Source organism: Nonomuraea sp. NPDC050790, assembly GCF_044456745.1.
Taxonomy (GTDB): Bacteria; Actinomycetota; Actinomycetes; order Streptosporangiales; family Streptosporangiaceae; genus Nonomuraea.
In genome coordinates this window covers 41,192-67,912 of record NZ_JBITGF010000005.1, presented here as the reverse complement: position 1 = coordinate 67,912, position 26,721 = coordinate 41,192, and the positions used below count along the sequence as shown (strand labels likewise).

The 26,721-nt window shown below is 72.9% G+C and carries 29 protein-coding genes; 13 read left to right on the top strand and 16 right to left on the bottom strand.

All coding sequences use genetic code 11. The features are described 5' to 3' along the window. The first annotated feature begins 50 nt into the window (after positions 1-50). A complete protein-coding gene (locus tag ACIBEJ_RS25585) occupies positions 51-383 on the top strand; it encodes a DMT family transporter (RefSeq protein ID WP_397185347.1) in 333 nt (110 codons plus the stop codon). Between the two features lie 21 nt (positions 384-404). Further along, a complete protein-coding gene (locus tag ACIBEJ_RS25580; RefSeq protein WP_397185346.1) occupies positions 405-725 on the top strand; it encodes a DMT family transporter in 321 nt (106 codons plus the stop codon). Positions 726-727: 2 nt separating this feature from the next. Here the strand turns inward: ACIBEJ_RS25580 and ACIBEJ_RS25575 are convergent, their stop codons facing one another. Next, positions 728-1,720 carry a zinc-binding dehydrogenase gene (locus tag ACIBEJ_RS25575; RefSeq protein WP_397185345.1) on the bottom strand — a complete coding sequence of 331 codons (993 nt, stop codon included), beginning with the start codon at positions 1,718-1,720 and terminating at the stop codon, positions 728-730. Between the two features lie 76 nt (positions 1,721-1,796). Here ACIBEJ_RS25575 and ACIBEJ_RS25570 point away from each other — a divergent pair, with 76 nt between their 5' ends. Genes ACIBEJ_RS25570 through ACIBEJ_RS25560 form a run of 3 tightly spaced genes read left to right on the top strand, consistent with a single transcriptional unit; the run spans position 1,797 to position 3,897 of the window. Then, on the top strand, positions 1,797-2,183 hold the full coding sequence (locus tag ACIBEJ_RS25570; protein WP_397185344.1) for a hypothetical protein: 387 nt from the start codon (positions 1,797-1,799) through the stop codon (positions 2,181-2,183). Then, positions 2,180-2,638: a MarR family winged helix-turn-helix transcriptional regulator gene (locus ACIBEJ_RS25565; protein WP_397185343.1), complete on the top strand. Its 459-nt coding sequence runs from the start codon at positions 2,180-2,182 to the stop codon at positions 2,636-2,638. Before ACIBEJ_RS25570 ends, ACIBEJ_RS25565 begins: the two co-directional genes overlap by 4 nt. Positions 2,639-2,673: 35 nt before the next feature. Continuing rightward, the gene (locus ACIBEJ_RS25560; protein ID WP_397185342.1) at positions 2,674-3,897 is read left to right on the top strand and encodes an ion channel protein; all 1,224 of its coding nucleotides are present in this window, start codon (positions 2,674-2,676) and stop codon (positions 3,895-3,897) included. Here ACIBEJ_RS25560 and ACIBEJ_RS25555 read toward each other — a convergent pair. Both ACIBEJ_RS25555 and ACIBEJ_RS25550 read right to left on the bottom strand, forming a co-directional pair. After that, positions 3,878-5,017, bottom strand: a complete 1,140-nt coding sequence (locus ACIBEJ_RS25555) for an epoxide hydrolase family protein (RefSeq protein ID WP_397185341.1) — start codon at positions 5,015-5,017, stop codon at positions 3,878-3,880. The two genes, ACIBEJ_RS25560 and ACIBEJ_RS25555, sit on opposite strands and share 20 nt — an antisense overlap. Positions 5,018-5,109: 92 nt before the next feature. Beyond that, positions 5,110-6,006 (bottom strand): zinc-binding dehydrogenase, encoded by an 897-nt coding sequence (locus ACIBEJ_RS25550; protein ID WP_397185340.1) that lies wholly within the window; start codon positions 6,004-6,006, stop codon positions 5,110-5,112. A 77-nt stretch (positions 6,007-6,083) separates the two neighbouring features. On the opposite strand from ACIBEJ_RS25550, the gene ACIBEJ_RS25545 reads away from it, so the two are divergent. Beyond that, positions 6,084-6,638 carry a TetR/AcrR family transcriptional regulator gene (locus ACIBEJ_RS25545; protein ID WP_397185339.1) on the top strand — a complete coding sequence of 185 codons (555 nt, stop codon included), beginning with the start codon at positions 6,084-6,086 and terminating at the stop codon, positions 6,636-6,638. Between the two features lie 151 nt (positions 6,639-6,789). On the opposite strand, the gene ACIBEJ_RS25540 is transcribed toward ACIBEJ_RS25545, so the two are convergent. The 4 genes from ACIBEJ_RS25540 to ACIBEJ_RS25525 are packed head-to-tail and all read right to left on the bottom strand — an operon-like array spanning position 6,790 to position 10,805. Then, positions 6,790-8,016 carry an MFS transporter gene (locus ACIBEJ_RS25540; protein WP_397185338.1) on the bottom strand — a complete coding sequence of 409 codons (1,227 nt, stop codon included), beginning with the start codon at positions 8,014-8,016 and terminating at the stop codon, positions 6,790-6,792. Then, positions 8,013-8,993 (bottom strand): ABC transporter substrate-binding protein, encoded by a 981-nt coding sequence (locus ACIBEJ_RS25535; RefSeq protein WP_397185337.1) that lies wholly within the window; start codon positions 8,991-8,993, stop codon positions 8,013-8,015. The genes ACIBEJ_RS25540 and ACIBEJ_RS25535 overlap by 4 nt, the downstream gene beginning before the upstream one ends. Next, positions 8,990-9,781, bottom strand: coding sequence for an ABC transporter ATP-binding protein (locus ACIBEJ_RS25530; protein ID WP_397185336.1), 792 nt, complete (start codon positions 9,779-9,781; stop codon positions 8,990-8,992). The genes ACIBEJ_RS25535 and ACIBEJ_RS25530 overlap by 4 nt, the downstream gene beginning before the upstream one ends. 1 nt (position 9,782) lies before the next feature. After that, complete coding sequence (locus tag ACIBEJ_RS25525; RefSeq protein ID WP_397185335.1) at positions 9,783-10,805, bottom strand: FecCD family ABC transporter permease; 1,023 nt, start codon at positions 10,803-10,805, stop codon at positions 9,783-9,785. Positions 10,806-10,933: 128 nt separating this feature from the next. Between ACIBEJ_RS25525 and ACIBEJ_RS25520 the strand changes: the two genes are divergently transcribed. Beyond that, on the top strand, positions 10,934-12,175 hold the full coding sequence (locus ACIBEJ_RS25520; protein ID WP_397185334.1) for an erythromycin esterase family protein: 1,242 nt from the start codon (positions 10,934-10,936) through the stop codon (positions 12,173-12,175). Here ACIBEJ_RS25520 and ACIBEJ_RS25515 read toward each other — a convergent pair. Together ACIBEJ_RS25515 and ACIBEJ_RS25510 are read right to left on the bottom strand one after the other, a co-directional pair. After that, positions 12,149-12,295, bottom strand: coding sequence for a hypothetical protein (locus ACIBEJ_RS25515; RefSeq protein WP_397185333.1), 147 nt, complete (start codon positions 12,293-12,295; stop codon positions 12,149-12,151). The two genes, ACIBEJ_RS25520 and ACIBEJ_RS25515, sit on opposite strands and share 27 nt — an antisense overlap. A 223-nt stretch (positions 12,296-12,518) precedes the next feature. Further along, positions 12,519-13,565, bottom strand: coding sequence for a GlxA family transcriptional regulator (locus tag ACIBEJ_RS25510; RefSeq protein ID WP_397185332.1), 1,047 nt, complete (start codon positions 13,563-13,565; stop codon positions 12,519-12,521). Between the two features lie 86 nt (positions 13,566-13,651). On the opposite strand from ACIBEJ_RS25510, the gene ACIBEJ_RS25505 reads away from it, so the two are divergent. Together ACIBEJ_RS25505 and ACIBEJ_RS25500 are read left to right on the top strand one after the other, a co-directional pair. After that, positions 13,652-14,047 (top strand): DUF4260 family protein, encoded by a 396-nt coding sequence (locus tag ACIBEJ_RS25505; protein WP_397185331.1) that lies wholly within the window; start codon positions 13,652-13,654, stop codon positions 14,045-14,047. Then, positions 14,040-14,540, top strand: a complete 501-nt coding sequence (locus ACIBEJ_RS25500) for a TetR/AcrR family transcriptional regulator (RefSeq protein WP_397185330.1) — start codon at positions 14,040-14,042, stop codon at positions 14,538-14,540. Before ACIBEJ_RS25505 ends, ACIBEJ_RS25500 begins: the two co-directional genes overlap by 8 nt. Here the strand turns inward: ACIBEJ_RS25500 and ACIBEJ_RS25495 are convergent. After that, positions 14,537-16,036 (bottom strand): hypothetical protein, encoded by a 1,500-nt coding sequence (locus tag ACIBEJ_RS25495; RefSeq protein WP_397185329.1) that lies wholly within the window; start codon positions 16,034-16,036, stop codon positions 14,537-14,539. The genes ACIBEJ_RS25500 and ACIBEJ_RS25495 overlap by 4 nt on opposite strands. Positions 16,037-16,076: 40 nt before the next feature. Between ACIBEJ_RS25495 and ACIBEJ_RS25490 the strand changes: the two genes are divergently transcribed. Then, complete coding sequence (locus ACIBEJ_RS25490) at positions 16,077-17,213, top strand: agmatinase family protein (RefSeq protein ID WP_397185328.1); 1,137 nt, start codon at positions 16,077-16,079, stop codon at positions 17,211-17,213. Between the two features lie 4 nt (positions 17,214-17,217). Here the strand turns inward: ACIBEJ_RS25490 and ACIBEJ_RS25485 are convergent, their stop codons facing one another. Then, positions 17,218-18,132, bottom strand: coding sequence for an NAD(P)/FAD-dependent oxidoreductase (locus tag ACIBEJ_RS25485; protein WP_397185327.1), 915 nt, complete (start codon positions 18,130-18,132; stop codon positions 17,218-17,220). 67 nt (positions 18,133-18,199) lie between these two features. Here ACIBEJ_RS25485 and ACIBEJ_RS25480 point away from each other — a divergent pair, with 67 nt between their 5' ends. The 3 genes from ACIBEJ_RS25480 (at position 18,200) to ACIBEJ_RS25470 (ending at position 20,826) form a co-directional block, all read left to right on the top strand. Further along, a complete protein-coding gene (locus ACIBEJ_RS25480; protein ID WP_397185326.1) occupies positions 18,200-18,778 on the top strand; it encodes a helix-turn-helix domain-containing protein in 579 nt (192 codons plus the stop codon). A gap of 87 nt (positions 18,779-18,865) precedes the next feature. Continuing rightward, positions 18,866-20,065, top strand: coding sequence for a cytochrome P450 (locus tag ACIBEJ_RS25475; protein ID WP_397185325.1), 1,200 nt, complete (start codon positions 18,866-18,868; stop codon positions 20,063-20,065). Positions 20,066-20,139: 74 nt separating this feature from the next. Further along, on the top strand, positions 20,140-20,826 hold the full coding sequence (locus ACIBEJ_RS25470; RefSeq protein WP_397185324.1) for a response regulator transcription factor: 687 nt from the start codon (positions 20,140-20,142) through the stop codon (positions 20,824-20,826). Here ACIBEJ_RS25470 and pabB read toward each other — a convergent pair. From pabB to ACIBEJ_RS25445, 5 genes are read right to left on the bottom strand one after another with little or no spacing between them, the layout of a single operon-like run. Then, on the bottom strand, positions 20,774-22,846 hold the full coding sequence (gene pabB / locus ACIBEJ_RS25465) for an aminodeoxychorismate synthase component I (protein WP_397185323.1): 2,073 nt from the start codon (positions 22,844-22,846) through the stop codon (positions 20,774-20,776). The two genes, ACIBEJ_RS25470 and pabB, sit on opposite strands and share 53 nt — an antisense overlap. Beyond that, positions 22,834-23,673: an aminotransferase class IV gene (locus tag ACIBEJ_RS25460; RefSeq protein ID WP_397185322.1), complete on the bottom strand. Its 840-nt coding sequence runs from the start codon at positions 23,671-23,673 to the stop codon at positions 22,834-22,836. Before ACIBEJ_RS25460 ends, pabB begins: the two co-directional genes overlap by 13 nt. A 4-nt stretch (positions 23,674-23,677) precedes the next feature. Continuing rightward, positions 23,678-25,198 carry an AMP-binding protein gene (locus ACIBEJ_RS25455; protein WP_397185321.1) on the bottom strand — a complete coding sequence of 507 codons (1,521 nt, stop codon included), beginning with the start codon at positions 25,196-25,198 and terminating at the stop codon, positions 23,678-23,680. Continuing rightward, positions 25,191-25,814 (bottom strand): hypothetical protein, encoded by a 624-nt coding sequence (locus ACIBEJ_RS25450; RefSeq protein WP_397185320.1) that lies wholly within the window; start codon positions 25,812-25,814, stop codon positions 25,191-25,193. Before ACIBEJ_RS25450 ends, ACIBEJ_RS25455 begins: the two co-directional genes overlap by 8 nt. After that, complete coding sequence (locus tag ACIBEJ_RS25445) at positions 25,793-26,509, bottom strand: Phenylacetic acid catabolic protein (protein WP_397185319.1); 717 nt, start codon at positions 26,507-26,509, stop codon at positions 25,793-25,795. The genes ACIBEJ_RS25450 and ACIBEJ_RS25445 overlap by 22 nt, the downstream gene beginning before the upstream one ends. Positions 26,510-26,721 lie beyond the last annotated feature (212 nt).

Below are 26,721 nucleotides of genomic sequence, written 5' to 3'. Positions count from 1 at the left end.
GCACATACATACTTCTGCTCAACCGCTTGTATGTGCAAGGAGTTCTCCCTATGGCTTGGATCTATCTGCTCGTGGCCTCGGTCTTCGAGGTGGTGTTCGCGCTGGGCACCAACGCGACCAACGGCTTCACCGAACTGGTGCCCTCCATCGTGACGATCGTCGCCGCGGCGGGCGGCATCTTCTTCCTCAGCCTGGCCCTGAAGACCCTGGACGTGGGCGTCGGCTACACGGTCTGGACCGGGATCGGCGCCACCGGCACCGTCGTGCTCGGCACGCTGATCTTCGGCGAGTCCATGAACGTCTGGAAGGCGCTCGCCTTCGTCCTGATCATCGGTGGAGTCCTCGGGCTGAAGCTGTCCGACAAGCTCACCGCCGCCGCCTGACCTCTGAGGAGCACACCCATCATGGCCTGGTTCTATCTCGCGCTCGCCGTCGTCTTCGAAATCGCCTTCGCCCTCGGCACCAACGCCACCAAGGGCTTCACCAAGCTGTGGCCGTCGGTGTTCACGGTGGTGGCCGCCACCGGTGGCATCTACTTCCTCAGCCTCGCGCTCAAGACCCTGGACGTGGGCGTCGGCTACACGATCTGGACGGGGCTGGGCGCGATCGGCACGGTTGTCCTCGGCGCCCTGATCTACAAGGAGAAGATCACCCTGCCGAAGCTGCTGTCGTTCGCCGCGATCATCCTCGGGGTGATCACGCTCAAGATCGCCTCAGGGCTCTGAGGTCACAGCCGGACCAGGGTCGTGCCCCGGTGCCTGCCGTTCAACTGGGCGACCAGCGCGCCGGGCACCGCGGACAGGCCGCCCTCGACCACGGTGCGCGGGAAGACGAACCGGCCCTCGCGCAGCCACCTGCCGAAGTGCTCGGTCCAGGCGGGGTCGTTCTCGTAGGGGGTGGTGAACCCGCGGATCGTCACGTCACGCAGCACGGCGGGCTCCAGGTCGAGGACCGGGTTGCGGCCCGACAGCGAGCCGCACAGCACGAAGCGGGCCTCGGGCGCGGCCAGCGCCAGCGCGGCCTCGAACTGCTCTCCCGCGACGTTGTCGAAGAAGACGTCCACGCCGTCCGGCGCCAGCTCCGCCAGCCGGGCGGCGACGGGGCCGTCGTGGTAGTCGAAGGCGGCGTCGAAGCCCAGCTCGCCGACCAGGTAGTCGATCTTGTCCTTGCTGCCCGTGCTGCCGATCACCCGCGCGGCGCCGCGGCAGCGGGCGATCTGCCCGGCCACCGAGCCGACCCCCGTGGTGGCGCCCGACACGAACACGGTGTCACCCGGGCCGGCCCCGGCCAGCGTCACCATGCCGCGCCAGGCGGTGGCGCCCTGGTTGAGGTGGTACTCGGGACCGGGCAGCAGGCCCGGATCGAGCCTGGTGACCGACGCGTCGCCCTCCGCGGCCAGGACGTGGTCGCGAAAGCCGTACACGTGCTGGACCAGATCACCCGCGCGGAAGCGCGCGCTACGCGAGGCGAGCACGGTGCCGACCGCCGGAGCCCACGGCGGCCGGCCCAGCTCATAGGCGGACATCGGCAGCTCCGGATGGGGCTCGGCCTCCATCAGATCGCGCATGACGACCGACAGCAGCATCCAGTCGTTGCGCACCAGGAACTCGCCCTCGCCCGGCGGGCCGATCTCGGTGTGGACGAGCTCGAAGTGGTCCTTCCGCAGCTCGGCGCCGGGGCGGGCGGCCAGTCGCAGCTCTGTCGCGTGGGTGATCGTCATGCCGCCCACGGTAGGAGCTGAGGCGGCATATTTCGTTCCGCATTAGATATATGCGAATCGCATGTAATATCGGGGCATGAACGCGTCGGAGCGGACCGAGGCGGCCGTCGGCCGCTGGCACGAGGTCGTCAACGACGGCGACCCGGACCGGGTGCGCGGGGTCGTCGCCGACCCCGTCGTGGTCAACGGGCCCAAGGGCTCGGGGCCGATCACGCCGGGCGACTTCGCCGAGTGGATCGTGCGGTCGGGGATCGAACTGCGTCCCCGCTCGTGGCATCCGGTCAGCGAGCGAGTCGTGGTCGTCGAGCAGGACGCCCGCTGGCCGCAGGACGCCGAATGGAGCCGGGTCGCCACCGTGTTCCGGGCCAGCGGCGACCGGGTCTCAGCCGCGCTGCGCTTTCCCGGGCTGCGGGCCGCGCTCGAGTTCGCCCGCCTGTACGCCGACCTGGCCGCGACCGAATGAGCGGGCCAGGGCAGGCGCTGTTCCAGTTCGTCCGCCACTGGGCGCGGCGGTGGAACGCCGGGGCCGAGCGCGGCCGGGACGTCATGGTGGCCGAGGCGGTCCACGCGCTGGCCGGTCGGCCGGAGATCACCGTCAACGAGATCGCCGCCGAGCTGGGGCTCGACCAGTCGGGCGCCTCCCGGCTGGTCGCCCAGGCCGCCGGGCGCGGCTACCTGGAGGTCACCGCCTCGGCCGCGGACGGGCGGCGCCGTACCGTGGAGCTGACCGAGGACGGACGGGACCTGCTGCGTGCGGCGCACGCCTGGCAGGAGGCGGTCTTCGCCAGGCTCACCGGTGACTGGACGCCTGAGGAGCGCGCGGACTTCCATCGCGCGATGCTCCGGCTGATGAGCCGCTCGCCCGAGCTCACCGCGGACCCCGGCGCCCTCGCGGAGGAAAAGCTTACGCGGGCTTGATCTTGGCTAGAGGGCGGCCAGGCTAGGGAAAGGGCATGACGCACGGCCGACCCGCCGCCGCGCTGGCCAGGCTCGCGCTGCCCGCGCTGGTCGTCGGCGTGGCCTGCAGCCTCATCCTGATGGCGGTCAGCTTCGCCGCCGAGGCGCTGCAGGAGGTGCTGTGGCACCACCTGCCGGCCGCGATGGGCCTCAACGGCGCCTCGCCCTGGTGGACGCTGACCATCCTCACGCTCACCGGCCTCGCGGTCGGGCTCGTGGTGTGGAAGATCCCCACGGGCCCCGACCCGGCCACCGAGGGGCTGGTGGGCGAGCCGCTGCCGATGTCGGTCGTTCCCGGCATGCTGCTGGCCACCGCGCTCACCCTCGCCGGCGGCGTCAGCCTCGGACCGGAGAACCCGATCACCGCCGCCAACATCGCCCTGGCCGTCGCGCTGGGCGTGCGCCTGTTGCCCGGGATCAAGGCGCCGACGTGGCTGGGGCTGGCCGCGGCCGGCACGATCGGCGCGCTGTTCGGCACGCCCGTGGCCGCCGCGCTGATCCTGTCGGAGCTGGCGCTCGGCCCGAAGGACGTGCCGCTGTGGGACCGCCTGTTCGCCCCGCTGGTCGCGGCCGGCGCCGGGGCGATCACCACCGTCCTGGTCACCAGCCCGGTCTTCCACCTGGGCCTGCCCGAGTACTCCATGCGGCCCCTCGACCTGCTCACCGGCATGGTCATCGCCTGCGTGGCGGTCCTCGCCGGGCTCGCGGCCGTCTACGCCTTCCCGCACGTCCACCGCCTGTTCCATCGGGTACGCCACCCCGTGCTCCGGCTGACCCTCGCCGGTGTGCTCCTCGGCGTCGCCGGGATGATCGGCGGCCAGATCACCCTGTTCAAGGGGCTGGAGGAGATGAAGGAACTGGCCGCCGACCACGGCGGCGCCGCCTCCCTCACCCTGATCATCGTGGTGAAGCTGGTCGCCCTGCTCATCGCCTCCACCTCCGCGTTCATCGGCGGCCGGATCTTCCCCGCGGTCTTCGTCGGCGTCGCCGTCGGCCTGCTCGCCTCCGCCCTGGTGCCCGGCGTGCCGACGCCGCTGTCGGTCGCCTGCGGCGTTCTCGGCATGACGCTGGCGGTGACCCAGCAGGGCTGGCTGAGCCTGTTCATGGCGGCGGCCGTCGTCACCGACCTCGAACTGATCCCCGTGCTCTGCCTGGCCCTGCTGCCCGCGTGGCTGCTGGTCACCGGCCGCCCTCAGATGATCATCGAAGCGAAGCACTGAAGAACGCGCGCAGGTCGTTCACCAGCAGCTCCGGCCGCTCCATCGACAGGAAGTGGCCGCCCTCGCCCAGCTCGGTCCAGCGCACGACGTTGTGGTCGCGCTCGGCCCACGGCCGGACGGTCACGTCGTGGGCCGTGACCAGCACCCCGGTCGGCACCTTCCCGCGCTCGCTCACGCCACCCCACTCCACGGCCGACAGCTCCTCGTAGTAGATCTGGGCCGCCGGGCCCGCCGTACCCGTGAGCCAGTAGATCGAGACGTCGGTCAGCATGCGGTCGCGGTCGATGGCGTCCTCGGGCAGGCCGTCCTCCGGCAGCGTGAGCTCCTTGAACTTCTCCATGATCCAGGCGAGCTGGCCGACCGGGGAGTCGTGCAGGCCGTAGGTGACGGTCTGCGGGCGCTTGGAGTTGCACTGCAGGTAGCCGTCGTTGAAGTCCTGCATCCGCGCCCACCGCGCCTGCTCGTCCGCCGACAACCCGTCCATCTCGCCCTCGGCGCCGACCGGGAAGGTGATCATGCCGTTCATGTGCACGCCGATCACGCGCTCGGGATCCTGCCTGCCGATCTCGGGCGCCACCCAGGAGCCGGTGTCGTAGCCGTGGGCGCCGTAGCGGTCGTAGCCGAGCTCGGCCATGAGCCGCACGAACACCCCCGCCATCCTGGCCGCGTTCATGCCCGGCCCAGCCAGCGGCGTGGAGAACCCGAAGCCCGGCAGCGACGGGATCACCAGGTGGAAGGCGGCCGACGGGTCGCCGCCGTGGGCGCACGGGTCCGACAGCGGGCCGATGACGTCGAGGAAGTCGGTCACCGCACCCGGCCAGCCGTGCAGCAGGAGCAGCGGGGTGGCGTCCGGCTCGGGGGAGCGGACGTGCAGGAAGTGGACGTTCTGCCCGTCGATGGCGGTGAGGTACTGCGGGTGCTCGTTGATCTCCGCCTCGTGCGCGCGCCAGTCATAGCGTGTACGCCAGTGGCCGGCCAGTTCCCGCAGGTACCCGACGGGCACGCCCCGGCTCCAGCCGACGCCGGGCAGCTCGTCCGGCCAGCGGGTCGCGTCCAGGCGGGCGGCCAGGTCGTCGAGCTGCTCCTGCGGGATCTCGATGCGGAAGGGACGGATGCTCATCGCGTTTCCTCTCGTTCTTTTCGCTCACCCTTCAGGCGCCAGACGCGCTCTGGCATCCGCTATATCCCATGTAGCGTTCCGCATTCCCCGGGTCAGGCGAGCGAGAGGACCGCCTTGCCGGGGATGGTCCTGGCGAGGAGGGCGGCGGCCGCCTTGTCGTACTCCGTCCAGTTCCCGCGCCACCCCACCTGGGGCGAGAGCCGTCCCTCGGCCACGAACCCGAGCAGCGTGGCCAGGTCCGGCCCCACCTCGCGCACGTCGCCGAACGTGCTCATCGTCTTGGCCGGCCCGATGGAGAACAGCGAGTAGGGCTCGAACACCGCGGGCTCGCCCGAGGCCCACCCGATGTTCCGCACGCTCCCGCCCGGTGCGAGCAGCTCCCACGCGGCCCTGAGCTGCGGCCCGCCCACGTTGTCGAGGATCAGGTCCACGGGCCGGTCGACGCCGTCGAGGCCGATCACGATCTCGTCCGCCTCCAGCCCCTCCGCGCGGGCGGGCGAGCCGACCGAGGCGATCACGTGCGCCCCGCCCATCCTGGCGAGCTGTACGGCGAAGCGCCCCACCCCGCCCGCCGCCCCGGTGACCAGCACCCGGCGGCCCAGGATGTCACGTGTACGCAGGGTGCGCAGCGCGGTGAGCCCCGCCATCGGCAGCGCCGCGGCGGCGGCCGGATCCACTCCGGCCGGAACCTCGGCCACCGCGCTGGTCTCCACCGCCATCCGCTGCGCCCACGCCCCGGCCCCGAACGCGGCGACCGGCGTGCCCGCGGCGGGCCCCGACCCGTCGGCGGCGGGACGTGCCACCACGCCCGCGGCGTCGTAGCCGTGCACGGTGCCCGGCGGACGGCTGCCGGCGAAGGTCACCTCGCCCCGGTTGAGCGAGATGTGGCTCACCTCCACGACAAGCTGGCCGGGGGAGGGCTGGGGTTCCGGCGCCTCGGCGAGGCGGAGCGAAGCGGGGGCGCCGGGGTCGACGACGAGTGCGAGCATGATGTCTCCTAAGATGCGGACCGATAGTCCGGTAATATAAGCGGACCGTCGGTCCGATTGCTAGAGGGGGTGCCCGAGTGGAGCGCGCAGACGCCGCCCGCAACCGCCAGGCCGTGCTCAGGGCCACCGAGCGACTGCTCGCCGAGGGCGGCGGCGATCACGTCTCGCTCGACCGGGTCGCGGCGCTGGCCGGGGTCGGCAAGGGGACGGTCTTCCGCCGGTTCGGCAACCGGGCCGGTCTGCTGCAGGCACTGCTGGAGGAGCGCTCGCGCGAGCTGCGCGAGGCGGTCGTCTCCGGCCCGCCGCCCCTGGGCCCGGGAGCTCCGGCCGGGGAGCGGCTGCTCGCCTTCCTCGACCGGCTGTGCGCGATCGCGGAGGGCAACGCCGTCCTGCTGTCGGCGCACGAGCAGGCCTGTGCCGACGACAAGTACGCCGACCCGAGCTACCGCTTCTGGCACGCCCACCTGAGCTCCCTGCTGTCCGGCCCCGACCCGGACTTCCGCGCCCACGCCCTGCTCGCCCTCTTCGACGGCGCGCTGATCCGCCACGTGGGCCCCGGCCGCTTCACCGCCGCCGTCAAGGACCTCGCCACCAGCCTGCTACCGCCCGAGGAGAGCAGCAGGCTGCAGTGACCCCGCTCGCGCAGGGCCGGAAGACTGGGCGGCCACCGCCGGGTGCTCGCCGCCCTGGCCTGACCCGGCAGCGAGCGCCCGGCGGTGTCGTGGCCGACATCACCGCGCTCGATCCGAGCGTCCTCGGCGCGGCCGGCGGGGTCGGCGTGCGTCACCGGCGGCGGAAGTGGCGGGCGGACGGGGTGAGGGCGGCGGCGGCCGGGGCGGCGAAGCAGACCAGCGCGCAGAAGGCCAGGACCGGGGTGGCGCCGAAGTGGTCCATGGCCGGAGCCAGGAGGGCCAGGCCGACGGGGGCCAGGCCGTAGGAGAGCAGGAAGTCCAGCGAGGAGACGCGGGCGAGCAGGCGGGGCTCCACCTCGCGCTGTGTCGCGGTGAACCACGGGACGTTGAACAGCTCGATCCCCAGCCCGGCCAGCAGGTACGCCACCGCCACCAGCACCGGATGCACCGGCAGCAGCAGGCTGAGCGGGGCGCAGCCGTACAGGGCGAGACCGGCCAGCGCGGCCCAGCCCTGGGAGCGCGGTCGCCGGCGCGACATGAGGAGGGCTCCCGCCAGCGCGCCCGCGGTGTAGGCGGTCAGGGCGGCGGCCAGCACCGCCTCGGTGCCGTAGCGGTCGCGGCTGATCAGGGGGAGCGCGACGCCGGTGACCGAGTAGCCGGTGAACACGACGGCGGTCAGCGCGCCCAGCCCGGCCAGGAACCACGGGTGCCGCCGCGCCTCGCGCACGCCCTCGGCGAACTCGCCCAGCAGCGCCACCGGCGCGGCGAGCGCGCGGCGGCGGCCCTGCGGCAGGGGGAGCGCGGCGGGTGCGTGGGGAGTGCCGCGGGGTGGTAGCAGGGCGGCGGCCAGCCACAGCAGGGCGATGCCGGTCAGCAAAGCCTGGGTGCCGAGGACGGTCGCCAGCAGTGCGGTCGCGGCGGGGGCGGCCAGCGTGCTCGCGCGCACCGCGAGCGTGATGGCGGCGTTGGCGCGCTGGCGCGCGTCCTGCTCGACCACCTCCGCGGTCAGCGCCTGGAAGGCGGGACGGCAGGCCCCCTGGCCCGCCCCGGCCAGCGCGGCGGCCACGCTCATGAGCAGGACCGAGCGGCCGAGGCCCAGCGCGATGACCGGGGTGGCCAGTGCCCCGGCCAGGCCCGCCCACAGGACCACGGCGCGGCGCGAGTACCGGTCGGCGAGCACGCCGCCGACCGGCACCGCGACCAGGAACCCCGCGGTCCGCGCGGCCAGCACGAGGCCGAGGCCGGTCGCGGTGAGGCCGCGGTCGAGGACCGCCAGCCCCAGCACGAACGGCAGCGCCCACGTCGCCAGCCCCGACGCGGTCGTGCCCGCCCACAGGCGCAGGAACCCCGGATCACGAAGGACCGCGGTCGTGCTCACCCGGGCAGCCCGCGCAGGTAGGCGGCGAAGCCCTCCAGGCCGTCGATGTTGCGCGGGCCGCTGATGCCCTCGTTGTAGTCGAGGACGTAGAAGCGGTCGTTGACGACGGCGGGCAGCTTGGCCGTCACCGGCGACTCCTTCAGGAACCGGATCTTCTCGGCGGCGGGCTTGTCACCGTAGTCGAGGATGATGATCACCTCGGGCTTGGCCGCCACGACCGCCTCCCAGGTGACCTCGCCCCAGCGGGCGTCCAGGCCGGCGAAGACGTTGCGGCCGCCGGCGAAGCGGATGATGTCATTGGGCGGCACCTGGCTGCCGGCGGTGAAGGGCTTGTCGGTGCCGGAGTCGTACAGGAAGACGGGTGCCGGATCGCCCTTCGGCGCCTTGGCGCGCACCGCCTCGACCCGCTGCCGGTACCCGTCGACCAGCGCGCGGGCGCGGTCCTCGACGTGGAAGATCCGGCCGAGGCGTTCGAGGTCGGTGTAGAGGCCCTCGAACGGCGTGACGCGCTCGGGGAAGCCGGGGTAGTTGAAGCACGACTCGGCGTGCATGAAGCTCTGGATCTTCAGGCCGTCGAGGATGGCCGGGGTGATGCCGCGCTGGTCGCTGAAGCCCGAGCGCCACCCGGCCACCACGAAGTCGGACCTGGCGTCCACGACCAGTTCGCGGTTGAGCAGGTCGTCGCTGAGGAACTTGACCTTCGCGTACTCGGCGGCCCAGGGCGACTCCTCGACCGGCGGGTTGGCGGGCGGCATCACGTAGCCGTGGACGTGCGCGGTCAGCCCGAGCGCGAACATCTTGTCCGCGCTGCCCGCCTCGTAGACGACGGCGCGGCGCGGGGTCGTGTACTCGACCTCCTGCCCGCACCGCTTGACGCGCGTCTTCTCCGGTACGGCGGCGCCGCCCTCGACCCGGGCGCCGCAACCGGCGAGCAGCAGGGACCCGGCCAAGGCGCAGGCGGTCAGGATGCGGTTCACGAAGGGGTTCCTTCCAGGTGGGCGGACCCGAGGTCGTACAGGACCTGGGGCACGCCGGTGAGGGGATGGGGGACGACGCCCGCCGCGACGCCGAAGACGTCGCGCAGCAGCGACTCGGTGAGGACCTCGCCCGGTGTCCCGAAGGCCGCGAGCCGGCCGCCGTACAGCACGGCCAGCCGGTCGCAGGCCGAGGCGGCGAGGTTGAGGTCGTGCAGGGTGACCAGCACCGTGCGGCCGGAGCCGCGCAGCATCGACAGCAGCCTGATCTGGTGGTGCAGGTCGAGGTGGTTGGCCGGCTCGTCCAGGATGAGCACCCGCGGCTCCTGGACGAGCGCGCGGGCCACGAGCACCCGCTGGCGCTCGCCGCCGGACAGCGACAGCACGCCGCGCCCGGCCAGGTGCGCGACCTCCATCTGTTCCATGGCCCGGCGGCACAGCTCACGCTCGCGGGCGTCGAGGGGGCGGTTGCCGCGCAGATGCGGGGCCCGGCCGAGCGCCACGGTCTCCTCGACGGTGAAGTCGAGGTCGGTGTGTCCCTCCTGGGTGAGCGCGCCGACGAGCCTGGCGGACTCGCGCATCGGCAGGGCGGCCACGTCCCGGCCGTCCACGCTGACCACTCCGCCGCTCGGCCGCAGCGCCCGGTAGACGCAGCGCAGGGCGGTGGTCTTGCCCGAGCCGTTGGGGCCGACCAGGCCGACGACCTGCCCGGTGGCGACGGTCAGCGACAGGTCGCGGACGAGGTCGGCCGCGCCCGCGCGTACGGACAGGCCGTCCAGGTGCAGGCCCATGTCACGACCGCCCGAACAGGTAGCCGCGGCGGCGCAGCAGCGTGACGAACACCGGCACGCCGACCAGGGCGGTGATCACGCCGATGGGCAGTTCCCTGGGCGCGAACAGGGTGCGCGCCATGAGGTCGGCCCACACCATGAAGATCGCGCCGGCCAGCGGGGCGATCGTGAGCACGCGGGTGTGGGCGGCGCCGACGAGCAGGCGGACCAGGTGGGGCATGACCAGGCCGACGAAGCCGATCGCGCCGCTGACCGCGACCATCGCGCCGGTGGACAGGGAGGTGAGCACGAACAGGCCGCGGCGCAGCCGTACCGTGTCGACGCCGAGGCTCGCGGAGGTCTCCTCGCCCTGCGCCAGCACGTCCAGGTTGCGGCCGAGCCCGCGCAGGACGGCCAGCGCGGCCAGCGTGACGACGGCGATGACGGGCAGGGCGCCCCAGGTGGCCGCGCCGAAGCCGCCCATCGACCAGTACAGGACGGTGCTGGTGGCCTCGCCGTCCGGCGCGAAGTAGACGATCACGCTCATCAGGGCCTGGAAGCCGAACGCCGCCGCCACCCCGGTCAGCACGAGCCGCAGCGGTGACAGGCCGCCGCCCTGGCGGGAGACGACGTAGACGAGGGCGGAGGCGAGCAGGGCGCCGAGGAAGGCGCCCGCGCTGACGGCGTAGATGCCGAGCGCGGTGAGCGCACCCGTGACGCCGACCAGCACCGCGCCCGCCGAGGCGCCGGAGGAGACGCCGAGCACGAACGGGTCGGCCAGCGCGTTGCGCACCATGGCCTGGACCGCGACGCCCGCCGCGCTGAGCCCGGCGCCGACGAGCACGGCCAGGATCACGCGCGGGGTGCGCACCTGCCAGACGATCTGGTACGTGGCCACCTCCTCGGGCGTGATAGCCGCACCCGAGATCGCCGCCCACAGGTAGCGCAGGGTCTGCCCCGGCGGCACCGCCGCGGCGCCGACGCCGATCGCCAGCAGCACCGAGACCGCGAGGACGGCCGACAGTAAAACGACAAGGGTTCGCAACGTATGACTCCGATAACGACAATCATTTTCACGAGACCCTACCACCGGCGAAGTAGTACGGCTGCCGCCCCGGGATGCCTCCACGGGCACGACGAGAGACCGGGCTCCGGCGTGGAAGCCTCGGGAACATGAAGCTGACGAACTGGATCGGCGAGCACGGAACCGCCCTCGGCACGCTGGACCTCGACGCGCCCCTGGACGACCTCGAACCGCTGCGGGAGGTCGTCGGCGACGCTCGCGTGGTGGCGCTGGGGGAGAGCACCCACCACGTCCGGGAGTTCTACCAGGTACGGCACCGCATGCTGCGCTTCCTGGTGGAGCGCTGCGGCTTCGAGGTGTACGCGCTGGAGGCGCCCTTCACCCAGGGGCACGCGCTGGAGGCCTGGGTGGCCGGCGGCCCGGGGACGGTGGAGGAGGCCGCGAAGGAGGGTGTCGCGCTGGGCCTGGGTGAGTGCCAGGAAATGTACGACGTGCTCACCTGGATGCGGATTTATCGTGAAAAAGCGGGGATCACCTGCGTCGGGGTGGATCTGCCGGGATCGTGCGGATCGCTGCTGCCCGCGCTCGACCACGTGGCCGGATACCTGCGTGGGGCCTGCCCCGAGGCGCTGCCCGCCCTGGAGACCGCCGCCGAACTGGCCGCCCGCTTCCACGACCCCGTCACGCTCGTGGCCATGAGCCGCTACCCGTCACTCGAACCCGCCGAGCGCGACAGGCTGACCGGCGCGCTCAGCACGCTGATGGCCTGGATGAACCGGCTCGCCTTCGTGGCCGCCGGGCGGGAGCACGAGACGGCTCTCTGGCACCTGCGCGGCGCCTGGTACCTGGACCAGCTCCACCGCGCCACCGCCGAAGGGTTCGCCGCGGCCTCGACCTTCCGCGACGTCTACCTGGCCGAGTCGGTGCTGCGGCTGCTGGACGGCGGCGCCCGCGTCGTCCTGGCCGCCCACAACTGGCACATCCAGCGCGCCGTCACCCCCGAGGGCCTCCTGCCGGCCGGGGCCCATCTGGCCGCGGCCCTCGGGGACGGCTATCGCGCCATCGGGCTCACCTCGAGCCTCGGCCGTACCACCGCCATGGGTGAGCCGACGCCCGAGCGCCCGCACGGCGCTTGGCTGGACGCGCCGCTGCCCCCGCCCGTGGCGGGCAGCGTCGAGTCGGCGTTCTCCACCGGGCCGCTCTGGACCCTCGCCGACCTGCGCGCCGCCGCGCCCCACGTCGAGGACGCGGACGCCTACCGGCACACGCGCATGGCCGACTACTTCCTGGATCTGCCGGTGTTCGCGGCGTTCGACGCGTTCGCCTGCGTCTCGCGCTCCACCGGCACCGGCTATGTGACCGGCTCACCGCCTCCTTCGCAGCCGGTCTAGGAAGCCCCTGGCCTTCTGCTGCGTGCGCGGGTCGCGGGCCAGGCGCTTGGCCTTCTCGATGTTCTGCCTGCCTCGGGGGCTGCGCAGGTACGCGCGCACCCGATCAATGATTGTCGCCATGCCTTTGAGCTACCCGCGTGGAGCGGTCTATGCGCGGGTGACGGGTTTCCCGGCGGGTCCGACCCGGCACCGCGGCACTCAGCCGGGCGTCTCGGGCGACGCTCAGACGGTCCTCCCGCGCGGGACTCAGACGGTCCTCCCGCGCGGGACTCGGGCGGTTCTCCTGGGCGGGGCTCGGACGGGTTTCCCGGGCGGGGCTTCAGGCGGGCGTCTCGGGCGGGAGTTATGCGGGCGCCGCGGGTCGGGCTCGGGCGGGCGTCTTGGGCGGGTGCTGGGGTTGGGGCGGGGGTGCGGGGGCCCTGGGGTGGGAGGCGGCGGTGCGGGACTGGGTGAGGCGGTAGTGGGAGGGCGGCACGCCGTACCGGTCGGTGAACGCCTGCCGTAACGTCTCCGCGCTGCCGAACCCGCAGCGGGCGGCCACCGTCTCCATGGGCAGCGTGGTCGCCGACAGCAGGTGGGCGGCGGCCTCCACCCTGGCCTGCCGGACGAACCTGCCCGGCGTCTGCCCCAGGTGGCGCAGGAACAGGCGGGTCAGGTGGCGCTGGCTCACCCCCGCGCCCGCGGCCAGCGTCGCGACCCCGAGGTCGGCGTCGAGATGGGCGGTGACGTGGTCGACCACCCGCTGGACCAGCCCGTCGGACGGCGGCGGCGGCGCGGTGAACATGCTCATCTGCGCCTGGTTGCCCGGCCGCTGCAGGTAGGTGACGAGCTGGCGGGCCACGGTGCGGGCCACCTCGGGGCCGTGGTCCTCCTCGATGAGCGCCAGCGTGAGGTCCAGGGCGCTGGTGACGCCGGCGGAGGTGTAGACGTGGCCGTCGCGCACGAAGATGGGGTCGGGGTCGAGCCGCACCTGCGGATGGTGTTCCGCCAGCTCGCGGGCCCAGCCCCAGTGGGTGGTGGCGCGCCGCCCGTCCAGCAGGCCGGCCGCGGCCAGGATCCAGGCGCCCGTGCAGACGGAGGCGACGCGGCGGCTCTCGCGGGCCAGGCGGCGCACGTGCGCGACGAGCATCCGGTCGGCCGCGGCGTCCAGGCAGCCGACGCCGCCGGAGACGAGCAGCGTGTCGATCGGGCCTTTGACGTGTTCGAGCCGCTCGCCGGCCTGGAGCGTGACGGTGGGGCCGCAGTCGATCGGGCGGGCGCCGGGCGTGGCCAGGCGGACCTTGTAGAGCGGGTCGGCGCCGCGCAGGTTCGCGCTCTCCAGGCAGCCCACCACGCACGCGATGTCGAGCAGCTCGGCGGCGTCGTAGCCGACGACCACGAAATGCCTCATGCGCCGACCCTAAGCCTCTTGACGGGCTAACGCTGTTAGCCTACGGTGAAGCTAACAGCGTTAGCCCTTCTCGTGGAGGTTCTCCGATGGACGTCGTCGCCGCCCCCGCCCGCCGCAACGTCGCCGCCCGCGTCGCGTGGGCCGCGCTCGCCCTGTTCCTGCTGGCCTTCACCGTCCTGGAGGTCGTCAACCACGGCGCCCCGGCGCTGGTGACCGCGATCGTGTTCGCGATCGTGCCGGACCTGACCATGTTCATCGGGGCCAAGGAAGGGGGCGGCGGACGGCTGTCGCCCAAGGCGGTGCCGTACTACAACTTCATGCACCGGCCCTGGATCCCGCTGGCCGTCCTCGTCGGCTACTCCTTCGGCCCGATCGACTTCGTCCCGCTGTTCGTGGCGGGCCTGGCCTGGCTGCTGCACGTCGCCGCCGACCGCGCCTTCGGGTACGGCCTGCGCAACCGCGACGGCTCGCGCGATGTCTGAGCGCGCCGCCCAGATCGTCACCGCCGCCCGCGACCTGATCGAGGACGGCGGCGCCGAAGCCCTGACCATGCGGGCGCTCGCCGACCGGCTCGGCATCCGGGCGCCCTCGCTGTACAAGCACTACCCCGACAAGGCGGCCGTCGAGGCCCAGGTGATCGGGCTGGCCATGACCGACCTGGCCGAGGCGCTCGAAGCCGCGGCGCCCGGCCTGCCCGCCCTGGGCGCCGCCTACCGCCGCTACGCGCTGGCGCACCCCCACCTGTACCGGCTGATGAGCAGCGGGCCGCTGCCCCGCGACCTGCTGCCGCCCGGCGTGGAGGAGCGCGCCGCGATGCCGCTGGTGCGCGCGGTCGCCTTCGACGAGGCCGCCTCCCGGGCCGCCTGGGCCTTCGCGCACGGCATGGTGATCCTCGAACTCGACGGCCGCTTCCCGCCCGGCGCCGACCTGGACAGCGCGTGGGCGACGGGCATGGCCGCCTTCTCCGTGTCCTAGCGGTCGGCGGGGGTCTCCTCGACGCGCAGGTCCAGGCCGCGGATTCCGGCCGGGGGGCCGATCAGGGCCACGAGGGCGTAGGTGAGCAGGGAGGCGGCCAGCGCGATGAAGGTGGGCCAGCCGTCGAACGCCGCGCCGACCAGGGTGTTGGGCACGTAGAGGAGCGTGTTGTCGGCGCCGTACATGGTGGGGGTGAGGGCGAACAGCGTCAGCCGTACCACCAGGCCGACGGAGAGCGCGGCGAGGGCAGCGCGCGCGCAACCGCGCCGCCAGAACATGCCGAGCACGAACGGCACCGCCAGGCAGGCCAGCATCAGGTCGAAGGCCAGCGTGAGCAGGACGCCCGTCTGCGGCACCCGTAAGGCCAGCAGTACCGAGCCGCCGACCACCGGGAGCATCGCCCACCGGGTGGCCCGCAACAGCGGATCGGCACGGTTGGGGCGATCCGCGCGGCCCGGACGGGCCATGTCGTCAGGGCCGGTCGTGCGGTCGGGGCCTTTTGTGCGGCGGATGGTGCCCACGTTGCGGACGGCCACCGCGGCCGTGCCGAGGATCGCGCCGTCGGCCGTGGACAGCGACGCGCTCACGATGCCCGCCAGCACCAGCACGCTCAGCCCGACCGGCGCCGCCTCGTCCAGCAGCGTCAGCAGCCCGCGCCCGGTGGCCACCGCGGCCAGCGCGAACGGCACGCCCACGATCGCGGTGCCCGCCGCCGCCAGGAAGCAGGCCCGGCGCGCGACGTCGGGGGAGCGGGCGGAGAAGACGCGCTGCATGAAGTCGATCGCCACGATGTCGCCCACGCCGAGCGCGGCCAGCGTGGCCCAGTTGACCACCGCGCCCTGCGCGGGATCGGAGAGCTGGCCCAGGTCGAGCGGGCCCATGCCGGGCTCGTGCCCGAGTCCGAACGTCGCCGCGACCCAGAACAGCAGCGCCAGCGAGGCGAGCGTGGTCACCGCCACCTGGACGATCGAGCTGTAGGCGTCGCTGAGGATGCCGCCGGCGAGCGTGTAGACCAGCACCGCGGCGACGATGATGAGCACCCCCACCACGTACGGCGTGCCGAGGAACATCTCGAACAGGAAACCCCCCGCCACCAGGTTCCCCGCCACCAGGATCGCGAACGCGGCGATCATCAGCAGCGCGGCGGCCATCTCGGTGGCGCGGCCGTAGCGCAGCCGGAAGAAGTCGGGCAGCGTGGTCAGGCCCATGCGGTTCATCGGCCGCGCGAAGAACAGGCCGGTGAGCAGCAGGCACAGCGCCAGCCCGAGCGGCAGCGTCGCGCCCGCCCAGAAGCCGAGCCTGGCGGCCTGGTCGGTGGCGCCGAGGGTGGCGTTGGTGTCGACCGCCTGGCCCATCAGCGTCGCCGCGACAACGGGCAGCGCCAGCGTACGGCCGGCGACCAGAAAGTTCCTGCTGTCCCCCGCGACCCTGCGGGCGACCAGCAGCCCGACGACGATCATGGAGGCGATGACGAGCGCGACACTCAGAATGATCATTGCTGGACAGCCGATCGTCTCGAGCGAAGACTCAGGAAACATGACCAACGTAAGTCAAGAAGGCTCCTGGGCCCAGCGGGCCGAGGCGGAAATCCCGACCGCGCGGCACGCCGAGGAGATCGAGCGGGCCCTGGCCTACGGGCTTGAGGGCGCGCCGACGATCAACGACAGGACGATCCCGACGTTCGCCCGAGGGGAGCTTCCCCACTTCGCCGGCGAACGCGGAACATTCCTGAAATGTCCGTACCTGGAGGATGTGCACGACGTCGGGGACGCCGAGGTGGCGATCTTCGGGGTGCCGCTCGACGCGGGCGCCACCTACCGCCCCGGCACCCGCTTCGGTCCGCAGGGCATCCGGCGCAGCACCAACCTGTTCGGCACCTATTGCTACGAGCTCGGCGTAGACCTGCGCGAACAGCTCAACCTGGTGGACATCGGCGACGTCTTCACCATCCCCGGCAACCTGGAGAAGTCGTTCGACCAGATCAGCCAGGCGATGAGCCACGTCGTCCAGCAGGGGGTGATGCCCGTCGTGCTCGGCGGCGACCACTCGATCGGCTTCCCGACCATCCGCGGCCTGACCCCGCACCGCGAGGGCAACGTCGGCATCATCCACTTCGACCGGCACGTCGACACGCAGGAGACCGACCTCGACGAGCGCATGCACACCACGCCGTGGTTCCACGCCACCAACATCAGGAACGCCCCGGCCACCAACCTCGTCCAGGTCGGCATCGGCGGCTGGCAGTCGCCCCGCCCCGGCGTCCAGGTGGGCCGCGAGCGCGGCACCACCGTCATCACCGTCGGCGACGTGGAGCGCGTCGGCGTGGAACGCGTGGCCGAGACCGCGCTGGAGATCGCCTGGCAGAACGCCGAGGCCGTCTACCTGTCCTTCGACATCGACGTCATCGACGCCGGGTTCGTTCCCGGCACCGGCTGGCCGGAGCCCGGCGGCCTGCTGCCCCGCGAGGCGCTCAACCTGGTCCGCATGGTCTCCGAACCCGGGCTGGCCGGGATCGAGGTCGTGGAGTGCTCGCCGCCCTACGACTGGGCCGAGCAGACCGCCCTGCTCAGCGCCCGCGTCATCCTCGACAGCCTCGCCGTCCAGGTCAGGTCGGGCAAGCTCGGCCGCAAGGCGGCCACCGGAGCCAGGCCCGCCTGGGGTCCCGGCGCCTGACCGCTCACCTGCCGGACATGGCCAGGTCGGCGTTGATGGCGACGGCCGCACGCACCCCCGCCGCGGCGGCGCCGACCACGGTCTCCATCAGGTTCGCCACGTTGCCCGCGGCCCACACGCCCGGCACGCCGGTGGCGCCCGTGGGGCCCGCCGGGATCTGGGTGCCGATCACGTGGCCGTCCATCTCCTGGATCTCCGGTTCGAGGCCGAGGCCGCTCAGGAATCCGGCGCGGGCGTGCATGACCGGGCTGACGACGAGGACGTCCCGGGCGACGGTCCCGCCGTCGGCCAGCCGTACGCCGGACAGGTGGCCGTCGCGCGTCTCCACCGCGGTGACCAGCCCGTCGACCACCTCGACGTCGAGACCGCCGAGGTCGAGACCGGGCTGCGTGTGTGAGAAGACGATCACGTCCTTGCTGAGCTGACGCCACAGCATGGCCTGGTGTACGGCGAGCGGCATCGTGGCCAGCACCCCGATCGCCCGGTCGCGCATCTCCCACCCGTGGCAGTACGGGCAGTGCAGCACGTCGACGCCCCAGCGCCCGGCCAGCCCGGCGACATCGGGCAACTCGTCCGCCACCCCGGTGGCCACCAGGATCCGCGCCGCCTCCACCACGGAGCCGTCGCCCAGCGCCACCGCGAAGCCGTCGTCCGGCAGCCGGGTCACCGACGACACCGCGCCCGTCCGGATCTCGCCGCCGTAGCCGATGAACTCCTCGCGCCCCCTGGCCAGCAGCAGCGCCGGCGGCAGGCCGTCGTGCCCCAGGTAGTTGTGCACGCCGTCGGAGGGCGCGTTGCGCGGCTGGCCCCCATCGACGACCAGCACCGACCTGCGCGAACGCGCCAGCGCCGTCGCCCCGCTCAGCCCCGCGGCCGCGCCGCCTATCACGATCACGTCGTAACGTCGCATCTCTGTCATGCCGCAGAGAGTGCGTCACGAGGCGGCGGATTGACAAACCTCGTTGCCGTTTCGGCAAACTGGGGCCATGGAAGAACTGACGGCCGTCCTCGGGGCCGTGGGGCCGAGGCTGCGGGTGCTGCGCGCCGAGCACGGCCTGACGCTGACCGAGCTGAGCACCACGACCGGGATCTCCGCCAGCACGCTGTCCCGGCTGGAGTCCGGGCAGCGCAAGCCGACCCTGGAGCTCCTGCTGCCGCTCGCGCAGGCGTACCGAGTGCCGCTGGACGAGCTGGTCGGCGCGCCGGAGACCGGCGACCCGCGCATCCACCTGCGCCCCTTCAACCGCTACGGCCGGACCTTCGTGCCGCTGACCCGGCAGCTCGGCGGCGGGCTGCAGGCGTACAAGATGGTCATCTCGCGGCAGGAGGACATGAGCGAGCAGCGCGCGCACGAGGGCTACGAATGGCTGTACGTGCTGGCCGGACGGGTGCGGCTGCTGCTGGGAGAGCGGGACCTGGTGCTGGGCGCGGGGGAGGCGGCCGAGTTCGACACCCGGCTGCCGCACGCCTTCACCACCGCGGGTCCCGGGCCCGCGGAGCTGCTGTGCCTGTTCGGGGGCCAGGGCGAGCGGATGCACGTACGCGCCCGCCCCGCCACGCGTTGACCGGACGACAGGCGGGAGTAAAATCGAGTCAGGTGCGCCGGGAAGCCTGGTCGGCAGTCAGTTCCGCTCCCTATCAAAGGAGAGGCGATGGCCGCCATCGTCGAACGGTACGACGTCCCTGCCCAGCACTTCTGGCTCCACGGCCCGTACGAGGGCCCGCCTGTCGTCCACGACGAGGACGCCGGACTCTGGAACGTCTACGGCTACCCCGAGCTGCACGACGTCCTGGCCGACCCGGGCACGTACTCCTCCGACACCATGCGCCTGCTGCCCAAGGGCACGTTCGCCGAGGACGAGGGGTTCTCGCTGAAGGGCTTCCTGACCCAGATCGACCCGCCCGAGCACGGCAAGCTGCGCAAGCTCGTCAGCGCCGCGTTCACCCGCAAGGTCGTCGCCGACCTCGAACCCAGGATCGCCGACCTCACGGGTGAGCTGCTCGACGCCGCCCGCGAGCGCGGCCGGCTGGAGCTCGTCACCGACCTGGCCTACCCGCTGCCGGTCATCGTCATCGCCGAGCTGCTCGGCGTGCCCACGAGCGACCGGCAGCTCTTCCGGCGGTGGGCGGACGCGCTGTTCTCGCGGGAGACCAAGATCTCGATGAAGGAGGCCGGTGACCGCAGGGACGCCGCGACGGACGCCGCGCTCACGTCGTGGAAGGAGATGACCGACTACCTGGCCGGCCACGCCGCCGAGCGCCGCGCCCGCCCGCGCGCCGACCTGCTGACCAAGCTGGTCGAGGCCGAGGTGGACGGCGAGCGCCTGCCCGACGAGCAGGTGGTCAACTTCGGCATCATCCTGCTGCTGGCCGGGCACATCACCACGACGATGCTGCTCGGCAACACCGTCCTGTGCCTGGACGCCTTCCCCGAGCGGCAGGCGGAGGTCCGCGCCGACCGCGCGCTGGTGCCCGAGGTGATCGAGGAGTCGCTGCGCTACTTCACCCCGTTCGCCGCGCTGGGCCGGAGCACCACCCGCGAGACCGAGCTGGGCGGCATGACCATTCCCGCCGACTCGATGCTGCTGACCTGGCCCGCGGTGGCCAACCGCGACCCGCGCCAGTTCGAGCGCCCGCAGGAGTTCGACCCCCGCCGCGACCCCAACCCGCACCTGGCCTTCGGCCGCGGCATCCACTTCTGCCTGGGCGCGCCGCTGGCCAGGCTGGAGGGCAGGGTCGCGCTCAACCTCCTGCTCGACCGGCACGCGAGCCTGCGCACCGACCCCAGAGACCCGGTGGCCTTCATCCCCACGCCGACCATGACCGGGGTGCGGCGGCTGCCGCTGCAGTGAGGCTCATGTTCGCGAACATATCTTGAGGGCCGATGGGTAGTCGTCTCTTACCCCCGACCCGACGGCGGATGACGATGACATCAGAAAGAGTCGCCCTGGTCTCCCTGGGCAGTGAAGTGGTGCGGTGCGGCCTGTGCGCGATGCTGCGGGAGCTCGACACCCTGGACGATGTGGTCGGCAGCTCCTGTGTCGACCAGAGCATGGGCATCCTGCACTCCGGCCGCCCCACACTCCTGGTCCTGAGCGACAGCCCCGAGCCACAGCGCGCGGAGAAACTCGCCCGGACCGCCAGCGACCTCGGCGTACGCGTGCTGCTGGTCCTGCGGACCGCCAGCGACAAGACGCTGGCCCAGGTCGCGCCCATCCCCGCCGACGGCTACCTCCTGGAGAACGTGCTCACCCGCGAGACGCTCTCCAGCGCGCTGAGCGACCTGGAGAGCGGCCTCGTGCCGATGCCCGGTGCGGTGGCGCGCAAGCTGATGGCGCAGGTGGGGCCGGGGTCCGAGCCCCGTGAGCCGCGTGCGGACAAGCCCGACGCGCCATTGAGCTGCCGGGAGATGGAAGCGCTTGCACTCCTGGTGGAAGGACTGAGCAACAAGCAGATCGCGCGCCGGCTCGGCATCTCGGAACACGGCGCCAAACGCCACGTCGCCAACATCCTGGCCAAGCTCAACTGCCCGAACAGGACGCTGGCGACGGCGGTGGCGATCAGTCGCGGGCTGGTTCGCGATCCTGGGGACGCGCGCCGCCCGCGCGGGTGACCCGCGGCGAGGGGGACAGCCCGCGCAGCGGCGCGCGGGCCTTGAGCAGCATCTCCTCGTACTCGTCCGCCGGATCGGAGTCCAGCACGATCGCCCCGCCCGCGCCCACCGTCAGCCGCCCTTCGTGGGCCACGGCGGTGCGGATCACGATGTTGAGGTCGGCGCCGCCGCCCAGGCCGAAGAAGCCGATGGCGCCCGAGTACACACCACGAGCCCGGCCCTCCAGCCGGTCGATGATCTCCATGGTGCGCAGCTTCGGCGCCCCGGTCATCGAGCCGCCGGGGAAGCAGGCGCGGGCCGCCGCCACCGCGCCGACCCCGTCGTTCAGGTGCCCGCGCACGGTCGAGACGAGCTGGTGGACGGTCTCGTAGGACTCCACGGCCATGAAACGCGGCACCGACACCGAGCCGACGTCGCTGATGCGGCCCAGGTCGTTGCGGAGCAGGTCCACGATCATGAGGTTCTCCGCCCTGGTCTTGTCCGAGGTCGCCAGCTCCTCGCGCAGGGCGTGGTCGGCGCGCGGCTCGGGTGAGCGCGGCGCGGTGCCCTTGATCGGCTTGGACTCGGCGACGCCGTCCCTGCTCACCTTGAGGAAACGCTCGGGGGAGGAGCACAGCACGTGCGTGCCGTCCAGGCGCAGGTACGCGGCGTAGGGGGCCGGGTTGAGCCGCCGCTGGGCCAGGTAGAGCTCGAAGGGGGAGCCGTCGAAGGGGATCTCGGCGGCGTTGGTCAGGCAGATCTCGTAGCTCTCGCCCGCCCGCAGGAGCCGCAGGCACTCCTCGATGTCGGCGACGTAGCGCGCCCGGTCCCTGACCAGCCACGGCTCGGGGTCGAACCCCTCCCCGGGCGCGGCGGGCGCGGCGGCGGGGGCCGGTTCCGCGGCCCGGCAGGCGGCGGCGGTCCGCGCGACCCAGTCGCGCGCCGCCGACCGGCTCGCCGCGCGGCCGTCGGTCAGCGCCAGCACCCAGGACTCACCGCGCTCGTGGTCGAGCGCGACGAGCCGGGTGGCCGACATCCACACCGCGTCGGGCAGTGGGGAGACGTGCGCGGCGGGGGCGCCGCAGTCGCGCTTGAGCTCGTAGCCGAAGTACCCGACGTAGCCGCCGTTCAGATCGAACGGCAGCGCGCCCGGTACGGCCCGCGCCGCCACCCGATCGGCCAGCACGTCGAACACGGAGGCGAACACGGCCGACTCCGCGCCCCCCGAGCTGACCACCACGCTGCCCGAGCCCGGCTGGCACGAGAGCACCTCGCCGTGCGGCCCGCCCGCGTCACCCAGGAAGGAGAACCTGGCCAGGCCGGGCTCGGCCCTGCTGCTGTCCAGCCAGAACGCGTACCGCTCGGCCCCGAACACCTCCGCGAAGATCCGCTCGGCGTCGTGGACGCCCTCCACCCGCTCCACCTCAAGCGACCAGGCGGGCGCCGGGGTCAGGGTGACGGCGCGGCCGGACGCGAGGTCGCGGAAGTTGCGCATGATCGCGGGCCCGTGCTCGGTCGAGATCGACTCCGGGTGGAACTGCACGCCCCACCAGGGCCGCTCGCGATGCCGCAGCCCCATCACCACCGAGTCGGCGGTCCACGCGGTGATCTCCAGGTCGTCGGGCGGCGGCGTCGCCACGCACAACGAGTGGTAGCGCACCGCGGCGAAACCCTGCGGCAGCCCGCGGAAAAGGTCGCGGCCGCAGTGCCGGATCTGCTCCACGTACCCGTGGATCGGGATCGGCGCCGGGACCACGTCGGCCCCCGACATCCACGCCAGCGCCTGGTGTCCCAGGCAGACGCCCAGCACCGGCAGCCCGGAGCGCCGGATCACCTCCAGGGTGACGCCCACGTCGCGTTCCTTCTGCGGGCGTCCAGGACCGGGGGAGACGATGAGCGCGTCGAAGCGGCTGAGGTCCAGGCCGTCCCAGCCCGGGTCGTCGTTGGTCAGCACGACCGGCTCCACGCCATAGGTCTGGGCGGCGAGCTGGAACAGGTTGTAGGTGTAGGAGTCGTGGTTGTCCACGATCAGGGTGCGCACGGCTGCTCCCGCGCGGGCAGGACCGGCAGCACCGCGCGGTGGCTGACCGCCTGCCGCCACTCCTCCGCCCGCGCCGAGATCCTGGCCGCCGCCCGGGTACGGCCGGCCGCGTCGACCCAGGCCCGCACCGGACGCAGCCCGTGCAGCGCGTTGACGCTCCAGGTCTCCAGCTCCGTCAGCTCGGTCACGCTGATCCGCTCGCGCCGGACCGGGACCCGCCAGCAGGCGGCCAGCCGTTCCAGGTGGATCCGCGTCACCGACGGCAGCACGGGAAGGTCGCCGGCGGGCACGCAGAGGGTGCCGCCGCGCCACCACACCAGCGCGCTGTGGGCGCTCTCCAGGGCGGTTCCCGCCCGGTCGTGGAGCAGCGCGTCGTCGGCGCCCAGCTCCCTGGCCCGCTCGCGCAGCGCCGCCAGCACCCGCAGGTCGGGGCCCTTGACGGTGGGGTGCCGGCGCGGGTCGGGGCCGGGCGGGATCCAGAGGGTGACCTCCTCGCCGTCCGGCTCGGGGGCGGGCCTGGGCCAGAGCGCCAGCCGGGGCCGCGCTCCCGCGTACGCCTCCACCCGGGGGAACCAGCGGCCGTGGCCGGGCTGCCAGCGGCGTACCGCGTCGAGGAAGTCGTGGACCGCGGCGGCCGGCAGGTCCGGCAGCAGCTCGGTGCTCGCGCGCAGGAAGCGCTCCTCGTGCAGGGGCAGGTCGCGCACCCGCTCGTCGGCTACCAGCCACGAGTCCACGACCGCGGGCTCGCCGGGCGGCCGGTCGGCGACGGGCACCAGGCCCGAGCCGGCGTCCCACGCCAGGCGCTCGTCCGCGCGAACGGTCAGCATGCCATCACCACTTTCCCTCGCGCACCGCGAAACGGCGCAGTTTGCCGGTCGAGGTGCGCGGCAGCTTGGGGCGTACCTCCACGCTGCGCGGCACCTTGTACGGGGCCAGCCGGCGGCGGGCCAGCCCGATCAGCTCCTCCTCCAGGCCGGGGCCGCTCGGGCCGCCCAGCACCACGTACGCGCGCAGCCGCCCGGCCCCGCGCGCGTCGCGCACGACCGCCACGGCCACCTCGGCGACCGCGGGATGCTCGGCCAGCACGCGCTCGATCTCGATGGGGGAGACGGTGATGCCGCCCACCATCTCCATGTCGTCGGCCCGCCCGCAGTGCTTCAGCGCGCCGCCGTCCACGTACTCGGCCAGGTCGCCGGTGCGCAGCCAGCCGCCGCGCAGCGCCTTGGCGGTCTGCTCGGGCCGCCCCAGGTACTCGATCATGACCGCGTCGCCGCGCACCCAGATCTCGCCCTGGCCGAGCGTGACCCGCGCGCCGTTCTTGTCGCGCAGCACGACCTCGTAGCCGGGCAGGGGGCGGCCGATCGTGCCCGGTTCGTCGCTCCAGGCGGTGTTGGAGCAGAACGCGTGCCCGGCCTCGGTCGAGCCCAACTGGTCCAGGACCGGGGCGCCGAGCAGGTCGCGGGCCCGCTCACCCAGCTGGGCGGGCAGGGTTTCGCCCGCGGAGACGGCCAGCCGTACCGAGGAGAAAGGGGCGGGGTCGCACTCGGCGACCAGGTTCGCGTAGGCGGTCGGCACGCCGTACAGGAGGGTGACGCGGTGGCGCGACACGGCCTCGGCGAGGTCGGCGGGCGCGGCCCGGTGCGGCAGCAGCACCGCCGAGGAGCCGGAGAACAGCGGGAAGACCAGCGCGTTGCCCAGGCCGTAGGCGAAGAACATCTTGGAGATCGACAGCGTCACGTCGTCGCGGGTCACGCCGGTCACGCCGGCTCCCGCCGCGCGCATGTAGCGGGCGGGGTCGGCGTGGCGGTGCAGGGCCGCCTTGGGGGTGCCGGTCGTGCCTGAGGTGTACTGCGCGTACAGCGGCATCCGTCCGGTGACGCCGCGCGCGGGCCCGGCGGGCGCGTCCGCCGCCAGCCGCGTCAGCCGCTCGTCCACCAGTACGGCACAGCCACCGAACCGGCCCGCCAGATGGTCGTCGCTGACCACGAGCCTGGCCTGGCAGTCGGCGGCCATGAAGGCGTGGTCGTCGGCGGTCAGGTCGGGGTTGACCGGCACGGCCACCGCGCCGAGCCGGGCGGCGCCGAGGAACGCGCTCACCCAGGCGATGCCGTCGCCCAGGGCGATCAGCACCCGGTCGCCCGGCTCCACCCCGTGCCCGGCCAGGACGGAGGCGGCGCCGGCGGCCAGCGTGTGCACCTCGCCGTGCGTGTAGGAGCGGCCGGGGGCGTGGAAGGCGGGCAGATCCCACCAGCCCTCGCGCCTGGCCAGGGCGGCCAGGTTGGTGGCGAAGTTGGCGTCCGGTTCCCCGGGCGCGGGGCGGGCGGAGCTTCGCCGGGGCAGGACCTCACGCATGACATGTCCTCGGGAGGGTGAGAGGGGCGATCACGAACACGCCGTCCACGGGCCCGACCGGCCACCAGCCACGGGCGACCAGCCCGGCCAGCGCCACATCACCCCGATCGGCCTCGGGTGCGACGGGCGGGGCCGCACGGCCGGTTTCGGGTGCGACGGGCTCGTCGTCATGGCTGGGTTTGGGCGGCTCGTCGCGGCTGGGTTCAGGGGTGTCGAGGGCGGTGGCGACGAGGGTGCCGAGGAGCCAGAGGATGGCGCCGGACTGGGCGAGGGCGTCGTCGTCGCCCGGTCGCGCGGGTTCGAGGCGCGGGGTGGCGACCAGCATGGCCACGTGCTCGGCCAGCTCCAGCCGGCTCTCCCGGCCCGCCGCCACCAGGTGCGCCCTGGCACGGGCCCTGCGGCCCTCCAGCGCGGCCAGCCAGCCGGGCTCCACCCGATCGAGCAGCGCCGTGGGCACCCGGTCCGCCTGCCGTACGGGCAGGCCGTCCACGTGGTCGGGCGCCCCGCCGGGCGCCGCGGACAGACCCCCGAGCAGGGCCAGTACGGCCTCGCCCCCGGGTCCCAGCGCGGCGGGCAGGTCGCGCGGCGGATCCTTCAGCTCGAAGTAGCGTGCCACCGCGTCCCCACCTCCGGATAGTCCAGTCCGAGCTCGTCACAGAGCAGCACGCGCGTCCGCCGCACGAACTCGGCCCGCGACTCGTCGTTGCTCAGCCGCTTGATGCCCCAGCGCCGGAAGATCTCGTTGTTCCTGGAGTCGCTGCGGCCGAAGAAGGGCAGCGTCATCCGGATGAGGTGATGGCCGGAGGCGCGTACCTCGTCGCGCTGCCCGGGATCGGCGGCCAGCCGCGCGGCCGTCCTGGCGCCGAAGGACACGTGGAAACGCTCCTCCCGCATCAGGGAGCGGCACAACATGCGCAACGGCACGTAGGAGCACTCGCACAGGTCTTCCATCAGCACGACCTCGGCCAGATCCACGATGGCCTTGGTCATCACATATCCGGTCCACGAGGTCACCTGATAGTCGAAGACGGAAAGCGGTGGCCTGTCCCGGGCGTCCTCAAGGCCGAGCTGGGCGGCGAGTTTGTTGAACTTCAAATGATGTCCGTATTCCTCCATCGCCATTCTGCAGGCCAGCCATTTCTCGTGCGGGGTGGGCGCGAGCGAAATGGAGGGCTCGTCGAAGACCGCCGCGCCGGCCGCCTCGTTGCGCACGTGGCTGTTGATGATCTTGCCGAGCGCGGTGACGTACTCCTCGCCGAGCGCGTGTGCCTCGGCGGCGTCGTGGACGTCGTCCATCAGCATCTGGGACATATCGACGGAAGTTAAGTGCGGCTGGAAAGAGCGGCAAGTGCCCGGATGGGCACCTCGAAAGAGGGGGTGGTGACTTTTTGGAGGGTGTCGAAAGAGCACGTTATTCCTTTCTCCGCAGAACACACGCTTCCGGCCGGGTAGTTAGGTTAGGCTAAATTAATGACTGAACGGCTAGTCAGCGAGTGCCTGAAGAAAGTTCGGCATTTGTCTGC